General features: G+C 32.4%; 4 protein-coding genes. 1 reads left to right on the top strand and 3 read right to left on the bottom strand.

Annotated features, from left to right (window positions below; translation table 11 throughout):
- Positions 1-52: 52 nt before the first annotated feature.
- The 3 genes from fmt to ligA form a co-directional block, all read right to left on the bottom strand.
- Complete coding sequence (gene fmt, locus GIY03_RS00210) at positions 53-1,000, bottom strand: methionyl-tRNA formyltransferase (protein WP_457913726.1); 948 nt, start codon at positions 998-1,000, stop codon at positions 53-55.
- A gap of 17 nt (positions 1,001-1,017) precedes the next feature.
- Positions 1,018-1,527: a peptide deformylase gene (gene def, locus GIY03_RS00205; protein ID WP_457913725.1), complete on the bottom strand. Its 510-nt coding sequence runs from the start codon at positions 1,525-1,527 to the stop codon at positions 1,018-1,020.
- Positions 1,528-2,484: 957 nt separating this feature from the next.
- Positions 2,485-4,560 carry an NAD-dependent DNA ligase LigA gene (gene ligA / locus GIY03_RS00200; RefSeq protein ID WP_457913724.1) on the bottom strand — a complete coding sequence of 692 codons (2,076 nt, stop codon included), beginning with the start codon at positions 4,558-4,560 and terminating at the stop codon, positions 2,485-2,487.
- Positions 4,561-9,629: 5,069 nt separating this feature from the next.
- Between ligA and lpxP the strand changes: the two genes are divergently transcribed.
- Positions 9,630-10,550 (top strand): kdo(2)-lipid IV(A) palmitoleoyltransferase, encoded by a 921-nt coding sequence (gene lpxP / locus GIY03_RS00195; protein WP_457913723.1) that lies wholly within the window; start codon positions 9,630-9,632, stop codon positions 10,548-10,550.
- Positions 10,551-12,986: the final 2,436 nt, after the last annotated feature.

Raw genomic sequence — 12,986 nt, 5'->3', positions numbered from 1 at the left:
CTCGGCGTTTAAATAAACAACTCAGATATTAAGGACTGGGCTATAGAAGTTACTAAATCCGGTTTCCAGGAAACAACCACCATGCACTACGTGAATTTAATAAATCCTGTGCTGACATCGGCTTTTTTCCCGCTGGTTGCAATTTAATTAAATTTAGAATGCTATTGATAGTTGCTACCTTCACACCATGCCTATCAGCATGAATAATTGTACCGGGTTGTTCATTTGCAGTATCTGCTAGTACGCTTGCCTGCCAAACTTTCACCGACTTCCCATCCACTATAAAATAACTGCAAGGCCATGGGTTAAAAGCACGAATACAACGTTCCAACTGTGCACTAGGTAGATTCCAGTCTAAACGCGCTTCTTTTTTACTCAGTTTTTTGGCATAGGTTACCTGCGATGTATCTTGGACTTCACGCTTCACTGTCCCAGCTGCTAACTGTTGTAATGTTATCAGCATCCCTTGTGCACCATATATAGCTAGTTTTTTATATAAACTTTCGCTGGTATCGATAGTTTCTATAGGACAAGTAATTTTGTATAAGATATCTCCCGTATCTAATCCGACATCCATTTGTATAATCGTGACCCCTGTTTCAAGATCACCAACCAATAAAGAACGCTGGATCGGCGCAGCACCACGCCAACGTGGTAGCAGTGAACCGTGCACATTAATGCCGCCAAAATAAGTCATGTCTAGTATTGTTTTTGGTACAAGAAGACCATAAGCTACCACTACCATTACATCAGCGTTAAGAGCAGAAACTAATTTCTGAGTTTCTTTAGACTGTAATGATATCGGCTGAAACACCGGTAGTTGATGTTGTTCCGCTAATACTTTAACTGCACTGGGTGTTAATTTATTTCCACGCCCAGCTGGGCGATCAGGTTGGGTAAACACCCCCACGATCTGATGCTTAGATGTTAACAATGCATTAAGGTGAAACTTTGCAAAATCTGGTGTTCCAGCGAAAATAATACGTAAAGAATCAGACACGCTACTTTCCTAATCAGTTAGGCACGGGCGTTAGATTTAGCGATTTTTTTAAATTTCTGGCGAATTCGCTGTCGTTTTATTGGCGACAAATAATCCAAGAATAACTTACCTATTAAATGATCCATTTCATGTTGAATGCAGATCGCTAATAGATTATTGGCTTCTAGTTCAAAAAGTTTGCCGTCTCGATCAAAAGCCCGTATCTTTATGTGAGCAGCACGCGGTATAACTGCTCGCTGCGCAGGTATCGATAGGCAACCTTCTTCTATGCTCGTTTCTCCACTTTTTTTTATGAGCTCCGGATTAATTAGTACTAAACATTGATTACGGTGATCAGAAACGTCAAGAACAATAATACGTTGATGGATGTTTAGTTGAGTTGCAGCTAAACCAATACCCCCTTTTGTATACATAGTTTCAAACATATCATCCACAATGCGCTGAATACCTGTGTTCACTGTTTTTACCGGTGCTGCGATTTTGAATAATCTAGTGTCCGGAAAATGCAAAATCTGCAATACTGACATATATCTCTAGATCTATATCCGATTAATAACGAAAGTTTATATTCTATGATAAACATTGCTTGACTTGCTTAACAATAATATACATATATTACTCGAACCAGTAACACTATTAATTAGTATGAAAGATTGTAATTCAAAAAATAGTTTACAGATTCATAAGTTAACAAGATTACAACATCGTTAACTAATTGCATTATATCATAATTGATAACAGGCAGCACTAAGATTTTTAAGTTATTTCAGGAGATGTGCCTGCACATAACTAACAATGCGCTCAATTTAAAAGACATTTTCTGATTATTTAGCTAAAATGCCATACTCTTTAAGCAGGTTAAATACCTACTATGACATTGTAGTAATACTAAATTCTTCAAGGATATTACTATAGATCAATAATACACCTTTATTATTGTTATCCATCATGCAACCCAGTAGAATTTGAAAACAATACAATACCATTATTAATTGTTAATAAATGACTTATGCAATAAATCAATTAGCTCTACTAAAAACAGAAGAGCTTTCTGATGAGAAAAGGATACGATAGTGGTATCATAATTTCTAATAATTGCGTGGTAGGTGTGTTATTACATACTTTTTTATCCATAAAATTATGATAGCATTTCAGGAGCACTAGTAACACTTCACAGATACGTATGCATCTAATTTTTGTCTGATCCTTATTATTTAATAGTTTAGCTGCTAGGACTAACGCAGTATCTTATTGAATAAGAGCTGTTTATGCTATCTAGAGATAATGTTATTTTAAAGAAGATTATCTGTATAATCACTTTATTTTTATCTTATTTATACTCACAACATAGCAGTGATATTTTTTATTATTAATTCTACTGACTTCTCTAGGCAAAAAGCTTTAAAAAGCTAATAAAATTATAAGACGGCACCTACTGAGACATAGTATAGCACAGTGCACCTATACTACTTAATCTCACTTATCTAGGATCTAGATGTGCTGTTGCGGAGCATAGCAGAGTCATCTTTATATGATGAATCATTTGCAATGAGACGGAGAAACTCAGCTTCATCGATTATTTGAATACCAAACTGCTTTGCCCGTACGAGTTTAGAACCCGTCGCTTTACCTGCAATTACTAGATCAGTTTTTTTTGACACACCACTACATATTCTAGCACCTAATGCCTGTAAACGCTGTTTAGCATCATCACGTGACAATTGATCAAGCGAACCGGTTATGACTATAATTTTTCCAGTGAATAGAGAATTAACCTTGTTCTTTTCTACTATAATTGGTAGCGGCCATGTAATCACTACACCAGAACTAATAAGCTCAGAAATAATTTTTTGATTAAGTGCTTCGTTTAGGAAATGACGAATATAATTTGCTACCACTACACCAACGTTTGGTACTTCTTGTAACGCTGTAATGTCAGCAGCATACAGTTTGTTAAGCGAACCGAAATGTTCTGCTAAATTAGCAGAGGTTACTTCACCAACATCACGAATTCCTAAAGCATATAGGAAACGAGCGAAAGTAGTTTTTTTCGATCTCTCCAGTGCATTCACTAAATTCTGAGCCGATTTTAGCCCTATATGATCTAATCTAGATAGAGTATTTACAGATAGTCGAAAGAGATCTGCTGGATATTTTATGTATTTTTTTTCTAACAACTTTTCGATGATTTTATCACCCATACCATCTACGTTCATTGCCCGACGCGAAATAAAATGCTTAAGAGCGGCTTTGCGCTGGGCGGGGCAAATCAATATACCGGTACAACGTACTACCACTTCATCTTCCAGCTTCTCAACATCGGAGCCACACACCGGGCAATACTGTGGAAAAATTACTGCTTGAGCATTCTTTGGTCGGCGATCTTCTAATATTCCTATTACCTTCGGGATGACGTCTCCTGCACGACGTACAATCACAGTATCGCCAATCTGCAAGCCTAAACGTTTAATTTCATTTGCATTATGTAATGTAGCATTGCTGATCGTAACACCAGATACTACCACTGGCTCTAGTTTGGCTACCGGTGTAATAGTACCAGTGCGCCCCACCTGAAATACAATGTCCCGCATTATTGTGATCTGTTCTTGAGATGGAAATTTAAATGCTATAGCCCAACGAGGTGATCGCGCCACACAACCTAACGTTTCTTGTAGATTAATATTATCAATCTTTACTACGATACCATCAATCTCAAAGCCTAGATGCGGACGATACTGTTCTATCTGACGATAAAAAGAGAGCACCTCATCATTACCAACACACAACTGAGTGTGATTATTTATCGGTAATCCCCATGCCTTACACTGCATAAGTCGCTTAAAATGACTTTTTGGCAGCTTTCCACCTTCTAAGAAACCTATGCCGTAACAAAAAAAAGTTAGCGGACGTTTAGCAGTAATACGTGCATCAAGCTGTCGAATAGAACCAGCGGTAGCATTGCGCGGGTTAGTAAAAATTTTTTGGTTCTTGCGTCGTGCCTCTCTATTCATTTTCTCGAAACCATCTTGCAACATAAACACTTCTCCTCGCACCTCTAACCGACGAGGAATATTACTACCGACTAAATGCAACGGAATAGCATGTATAGTACTCACGTTCGACGTGATATTTTCACCGATAGCACCATCACCTCGAGTAGCACCGCGCACTAATTTGCCGTTTTCATACAATAAACTTACAGCCAGACCATCTAACTTTAACTCGCAACAAAAAGTTAGTGGACTAATAGTTTTTAGTCGATTCTGCACACGCTTATAAAATACTAAGAAACCTCGTTCATCCACTACATTATCCAACGACAGCATTAACAATGCATGGCGCACTTTCTCGAAAATTTCTAGTGGTGCAGAACCTACACGTTGAGTAGGTGAATTAGCCGTAATCAAATCAGGATATATACTCTCTAGCTTACGTAATTGGCACATTAAGCGATCATATTCTACGTCCGGTATTTTTGGTGCATCCAGAGCATGATATTGATGTTCATGATATCGCAATGAGGCTAATAACTGATTCATTTGTTGAACTATAGAATGCATGTGGTTTTATCTTAGAAGATACACTCCGTCAAAGGGGTTGAGTTGATAAAACAATTAAGTAAACCGAGTTACAAGGAAATTGTACTATATCCAATAGCACATAAATGGGTATTTTACAGGTTTTAGGCGTTGAGCCGACCATCATACAGCACTTATGCTTGTATTATATATTAAAAATCCTGAGTAACATGCTGTTTTAACTTTAAAATTAATCAACAGTTTTAAATAAAGGTTACTATATGATAAAAAAACTATAAATATTAATAAATTTTCTGCGTAACATCCTTAGTGAGGATAAGCTTAACAACTATAATTAACTATATTTTCTAAACTAGATGGTAGTCTACCATCATTCGCTTTACTAATATAAAGATAGAGTAGTGTTCAAACTAACAAACCAGTTATCATATACTATTTTGTAGAATTTCCATGCGATTTGTTCTGTTTTGATCAATTATTATATATAATAGCATTATATACTTTAACTGTTTCTAAAAAGATCGAGAATCACTACATGTGATATCATCTAGGTTTTATTAACATATAGATGCAACGACAATACAAATTTCTATTAATGCTCTCTTGATAGAATCTTATTTAGATATAACTAAAGATATCGCGTAATGTGAGATTTGGCTTGCTATCGATTCTGTTGTAGAGTATTACACAATTAGATATTATAGATAGAACACCGCTCATAGATATCTTATACATAAGGTTTGAGTATATTTATAAAATTTTTTATATAATCTTTAACACTCTAATAATATTTATTATGTAAATGTATATTAAACATTCTCATTACTTCTATATGCTTCATGAAAACGTTCTAGAGAATTTTCTATATAAGGAAGTTATAGATATATGATTATGGGAAAGTAATGAATGTTATTACAACTAATATATATCTATATAATATAGATATTGTATATTTTATTTAAAAAAACAACAATTAGATATCAATTTTATATCATTATTATATTTTATTTTAATACATCAATATAATAATAAATGTGCTATTATACTTATTAGCTTCCCCAAGTACATGCAAGGTTTTGAGTTTTTTTAAAATGATTATTTTCAAGTCATATTCTATAGCATTATTAAATTACCATGAATTTTAAATAATTATTATACTCCGCATGTTAATAGGAGGCCTTCGAGTAACTCATATAGTTTTCTATTAAAAATAGTGCAGTAAAAACTAAAAAAGATTATTTCTTGCGCTCCTGTCATTATTCTGAAAAGCCTTACTACTGCATTCCAATGCAAGTTGCACAAAGAAATATGATAAATTTACGTTGTTCATTGCTGTGGCCTATTTCTATCGCCAGTTCTGCATAAAACTGCCATCTTTTACTAAGGTAGTAAACCTTGTCTACATTATCAGAGCAGTTAAAGTTTCTAGCAATAAAACAGATAATATATTCATTATTACATATGTCGTATGCGCAGGGCGCTGTGCTTCTTATATCATATAATTTATGTACTCCAAAACGTAAAATATGCATAACTCTTACTGTTGTCTAGCGGCTTAACTGTATTGTTAGTCAACATACGTGATATATCAGATTTATTTTTATCTTAGATAAATAGAAATCATTCAGAAAATTAACGCATTGTTGCTCGCTTTTTTTACATTTGTTCTAGAAATTTAGGAGATTTCCCTCTATATGTCTGTGCGTATCTAGTGAGCAAGACAATTGCATATCGCAAAAACACACGCTACGGCTATTAAATAAAACCTAAAATTATAGGGAATACTCTATTATTTATTAACCATATTAATAGGTAGTTTATATAGTTGAAAACTATGTCTTAAAGAATTATATTTACAATATTTGTGGTATTTATGTAGCCGTCTGAATTCTTATGCGTCTACCTTGATTATACTATCTTTTTGAAACCTAACAATATACAATACAGCACGTATTCTTATCAAGACAATTCTAGTGAATTAGCTCTAAAGTTATAGCTTTAGACACTCTTAGGATCGCTCCGCTTGCACATATCCCCCTCTATGTAAAACTCCGTGGTATGAGATAATAAATTATAACTTATGTTTAATAGCTATTTAAACTATTATAGTTATGCAATTAAAGACGCTTAATAAATCACTAAATATCTTGAATAATTATAAATATTCACTATGTTAAGTTTTAACATGCGCCTACGGCGCATGAGAAATTCTCGTAACAAAATACAAGCGCACAATAAAACGCTACTATTATTAGTGATAAACAATAATATTCCGTGGATCACTAAATAAAATTAACCATTGACTACACAACAGTATAACTATTAAGCGAAGTTGCTTCTGGTGTGGTCAGTGCATATACAAAGTTACAACATCTGCTGCAACTTCTGTTAACTCAGTATAAAGTCATTGTCTTGCATTTACCTTCCACTACACAGTGGCTCATGTTACTAATCTCTGTGATTTAATCATTAGCACAGTATACCAAGTTGATTGCTATGTTTTCTAGAGTATGCTTAATGAATAACACACAAATTTTCGTATTAATATATTTGATATAAGAAGATTATAATCACCTAAGTGTCCGTATATTGATTGCCTCGATTCCTTAAAAGTACAGCATAGCATTGACTATTTGTTATGATTATATTAGATCCGGTAAAAAGATCATCGATTAGTTTATTGATATCACATGTCAAAAATAACATTTTTGTTAATTTAAATAAAAACTATTATACATGCACGTTATATTGAGTACTTAATGAATATACAGGAAAAAATAAATAAAGCATGACTAACATTCATGATCAGTGATGCAACCATTCACCCGTTATTTAAACTCTTATGTCATTTGATTACACATTTATATGACCAGCACATATCTTATAGGCTCTATCCTTGAGTAACTTTGAGAAAAACCATACCGGTATTTTGTAATAAAATAATCTGATGCTACAAAATCTGTTATACATACAGATTAAAAACTGAATCTCCTTGTAGAGTGTTATAAATATAAACAGATAATATACTCAAGAAAAATCATAATCATTATGATACATCACCGTTAATAAAACATAATATTAAATATGTAGTTTTAACTAAATTTTCAGCACGCCTTTTAGAAGATAGTCATCTGCTTCCATCATATGCAGCTCAGATGACAACTACTGCCTCTGCGAATGAAGATATCAAGATTTTCAGGCATTTGTAAAATGCGCAACAGAGATCATAATATAAGTTATCAAGTTTAACCTTAAACAACATATAAGGGAAAACAACAACACAGATCATCATTATTACTATAAAACTCGTGTGCTCTTGATCTTTAAAGCACATATATATTATTAACCACGCTTGCTAGAATTTTCTATTTATTCTGTTATTTGTTGCATTTACCTATTTATTGTATCGACGTGATAGAATCAATAGGTGCGTAATAAAATAAATCATTTAATGTATGCATGTAATAATAACCTCATTGTTATTGCAAATTGTTTCTTGCACAACTTGTGTTCAACAATACGTAATTCTTGTATAATTTAACTAATAAAGTTGTTCTCAAAAAGAGTTACCTTAGACACTCATAATATGTTATATTATTATTTTACGTGATTTAGCATGGCTGTACCAAACCTGCAAGCAGTCAATTTTCACATCTGCTCATATAACATAGAGTGTTTTATCAATATAATGTTTTATATGCTTTTCCCAATATCTAGAGCCAATTGTTAATATCCTTGTTAATATTAATATTAAGATATGACATATACACTACTTGACGATAGGTGATTATATTATTTTAAATTAATAGAAAAATTGACTTGTACTACCATGCAATAAACTTTAAAATTATGTAATAAGATTTATAATTCATAGTGACATTCTGCAATTACTTTTAAAATACTATTTATGCATATTATTTTACATCTCTATATAATAGAGATAAAACATCATATGTTATTTTTATTCTGTTATTTCTAGCTATAATTCCTATTTTTAATACTGCGCGGCAGTATAAAATAACGAGAGCACATAAAATGCCTAAATACTATTTTACACACACTATAGCAAATACTACATGAATCACTTAAGTCGTTCATGCTGAACTTAAATTCTTATTTAACTATAAAAATCAAAATATGCTTATTTTATAAAAATTTACTTATAAAATAAATTGTACTCACTGATCAACAAAAATCTACCTTATTCCTATGTCGCAGATAGTATGACAAAAAATATAAATATATAAAACTATTCTTCTTAAGATCAACATTAAACGTGCAACCTAATTGCTGCAGTGCTTTGCATGTATAGGACTTCTATTGATTTGTGTGTCAGTAACATCTAAATCATATAAAAGAACTCCGGAAATTCAGTGAATATGATGTACTGTGCACTACTTATAAAGTATCTGATGAACAATCGTCTACCGACCCCGAAATTATAATTAATCGTATTGATTAATCATCGTACGTTATTATACTATGCTAAATATCACCTCCTGACTGTATGGTATCACTGTTTTCTCTTATTAGATTTTGAGTATAGTTCATGCGAATTTAGTATAGAAATACTACAGGTGTTCGTGAAAGCTTGCATGAACAATAATAGGGTAAGAATTCTATAATAATTCTCGCTGATTCATTTAAATATTGATATAACAAAAAACATCAAGCATAGATATAACTGTATGTCTAGTTTAACGTTCAGATGTTAAAACGCAGTAAAATCGTACTAATCGCTACATCATGTATATGCCAAACCTAATTAATATAGCGAACACGATACTCTGCAAAATATATGGATTGCATGGTAAAAATCGTACGTTTGTTATAATCAGAAAAGCTTAACTAATAATGCAACAGAGACATCTATGTGTTTTACGTTAAGTAACGAACACATAATAATACAGCAAAAATCAGTTGAAAACTAATTTATACAGTCTTTTAAACACTCTAAATTATTAGATATGACGTGAAAATCCCTAGTAGTATATAAATGTAAGCACTTATATAGCTTTAGTACTGTTCGCTTTTCTAAGATTACAGTATGATATATAGGTTGTGCTTACCTAACGAAAAAATGAGTTTACATGAAACATCCGAAAAAATTCCAATCAGCACTATTGCACCCGCGCTATTGGAAAACTTGGTGTGGTTTATTCGTGCTATTCTTACTAATTCAACTGCCTTACCCATTATTACGTCGGTTTGGTCTTTGGATAGGACGCAGTTCAATGCGTTTTTTAAAACGCAGAGTTGCCATTGCGTATCGCAACCTAGAGCTCTGTTTTCCAGAGATGGATACATTTCAGCGTCAACGGAAAGTAGTCGATAATTTTGCATCACTCGGCATGGGTTTGTTAGAAACTGGTATGGCCTGGTTTTGGTCGGATAAACGCATTAAGCGCTGGTTTAACGTAATCGGTATTCAGAATCTAAAAGCAGCACAGAAAAACCAAAGAGGTATATTAATAATTGGCGTACATTTTATGTCACTGGAGTTGGGAGGGCGCGCTATGGGATTGTGTCAACCAATGATAGCAACGTACCGTCCACATAACAATAAAGCAATGGAATGGGTTCAAACCAAAGGTCGTATGCGTTCTAATAAAGCTATGCTCAATCGCAGGAATCTTCGAGGTATAGTACGTGCACTAAAACATGGTGAACATGTCTGGTTTGCACCAGATCAAGATTACGGCCCACACGGTAGTGTATTCGCCCCATTTTTCGCCGTCGAAAAAGCTGCGACTACGAGCGGCACCTTTATGCTAGCGCGTATAGCTAAACCGTCGATGCTTCCGGTGGTGCTAATTCGCCGTGAAAACGGCTTTGGCTATGACTTGTTAATTCAACCTGTGCTAAAAAATTATCCGATCTCTGATAAGATAGCTGCAGCTGCTTATATGAATAAAGTATTAGAACAAGAAATTATGCGAGCGCCCGAGCAATATATGTGGCTACACCGTCGTTTTAAAACCAGGCCATATGGTTCGACGTCTTTGTATTAAAGAAATACTTCTTACCTTTATGAGGTGTACTTCGTTTGATGATAATTCTTTTATTTAATTATTAGTAACTTACCCGCATATCTATTGATAAATACACATATCTTATATGTAAATATATAGCTATAACTCATAATAGTAAGCCATCGCTTTACTTTTACTTTTTTTTTGCTAGCGTTAGCATAAAAAATGCTCAATACTCTAATCTGTATTGTACGAGATACGAATATTAAAACTCAGAATAATAACATACTTAAAATCATATAATACTCATAAATAAAATATAAAAATTTTTGTAATATAAAAGATCACCCTAAACAAAATGACCACAGAACTTTAGTTGCATTCACATGGTGATTGACGATCATTACTAACACTAAACATCCCATGTTTAGTGAGATTTATGTTGAATTTTAATGCATATCATCGTGAACAGTGCTTCAAGGCTAATTTAGCAGAGATTAAAGTACCATTAGACACTATTAATAAATACTAAAAATCATCAAAAAGCTCCTTATCCATAATAAGGATTACATTAACCAAACTTATACCATAAAAGAAATAACTTATTAATTGGACGATTAGTTTTAATTGGACGATTCGTCAATGTAAAACTAGATACTTTATACTTACAAAATAATATCTGATAAATCAACACATCACAGAAAGATATGATTTTTAACTCTAATGTTTGACATTATAACGTTATAATGAGACAACTCATCCAAATCTAAAGTAGTAATATCATGTACATCTAAAAATATGTTCTGGAGCTCTTTGGTAGCAGTGCTAGACTTGTCATATAGTAACTACCCATCCAGGTATATTGCTATTATTAATGGTGGCGTTAATCATAACAGCATTTTTAAATTATCCTGAAACTTTAGATGATTCTATCAAAGTAATGCTTTTACGGAAACTAAGATAGCATTGAGACTTATCAAGATATTAACAGATCTTATCATATGCTCGCATAACACAGAATATTCATCAGCAACGACTATTATTCAGATAGTAGTTTGCTAATAATGTATCAGGTAACTTGAAATAAATAACTCACAATTCTTAACTAAGAAAGCGTTATTATAATACAAAAGGAAATATCTTACCGTATCACAGTGATTATAAAGCGCATAACTTATTCATATAATGAATACCTTAACAGTAAGCAAATAAAATGATAAGTTTTAAGAAAAACTAAATTGATTTTAGCCAGTATGAATAAGCTAATACGCAGCATTTTATAATGCTATAAATTATATGTACTTTAGCTTGTTTTATTCATCTTAGTTGCTTATTAAGACAAGATAATAGAGATTTATAGTAATCTTAAAGACTGATCATTCCATTATCAGTAATGGAGATTTTACATCTAAATCGGATAGCAAAATTTCACCATGTATCACTCCAATAGATTACGGTCTACATAATTTTGTCAAGCATAATTTATGATATAGTTCATTATTTTTCAAACAGGTATCTTACTACGATATCCATCGTATCTTTTACTGCGCGATAAGTGTAACTGCATGATTATGTGATAAAAAGTGCTCGTAAAATAAATATTTTAATCAGTAAAGATTTATAGCTTAAGGTTATAAATACATTTGAATATTCTCATGTAGACCTGCATGGTATATTCATTCAATTATCACGACATTAGAGTGTGTATGATTATACCTGGTCGTAATATCAGATAAACATTTATGTTTGATATTTCCCATAAATAGGAAAAATTATATTTTGTCAGATATAACATGGATGTTACCATATAATACTTAAGAAGATACGTATATATTTCTTTGGCAAATCATCTTGAGTAGATAAATATACACGTAACTAGGCTATTAGAGTTATTGTATGTATTTACAGTAACAGAAACGAGCTAGGCATGAAAAGATACAGAAGATATATCTTAGCACTTACCTCGTCAGTTCACATAATATCACTAACCATGCTTCTTATGAGAATTATAGTAGTGCTTTCTCTAAAATTAATACATTAAATATCTTAGGATTATGAGTATCTAGTACATCTATAGCATCATTCACACTGTATACAATAAATACAGTGTGAATGACAACATCGATAGATACAAGAATCTCAATTCTAAAATACAAATAATAACAAATCATTCGCATGTTACATGCGCATATTGATACCCATTGAGAATAAAAACTGCTTGATCCTAAGATTATAAGATTCTTTACTATAACATAGCTTCAACTCAACACCATGCGATAATAAACAGTTTTTTAATTTTTGCTATATAATATTTAGTTAAATAAATGAATATATACTGATTAATTCCTAATATCCTTCAAAACAAATATCATAAAATATTTATCTATTATAGTAATAGTATATGCAAAGTAACGAAGTAAATATTATTTTAAAATATTAGGTGTTTATATCCTAGCTATACTATATAGCATGTAT

It is taken from the genome of Candidatus Gillettellia adelgis, from assembly GCA_020541285.1.
GTDB lineage: Bacteria > Pseudomonadota > Gammaproteobacteria > Enterobacterales > Enterobacteriaceae > Gillettellia > Gillettellia adelgis.
This window is presented reverse-complemented; position numbering and strand designations above follow the sequence as displayed.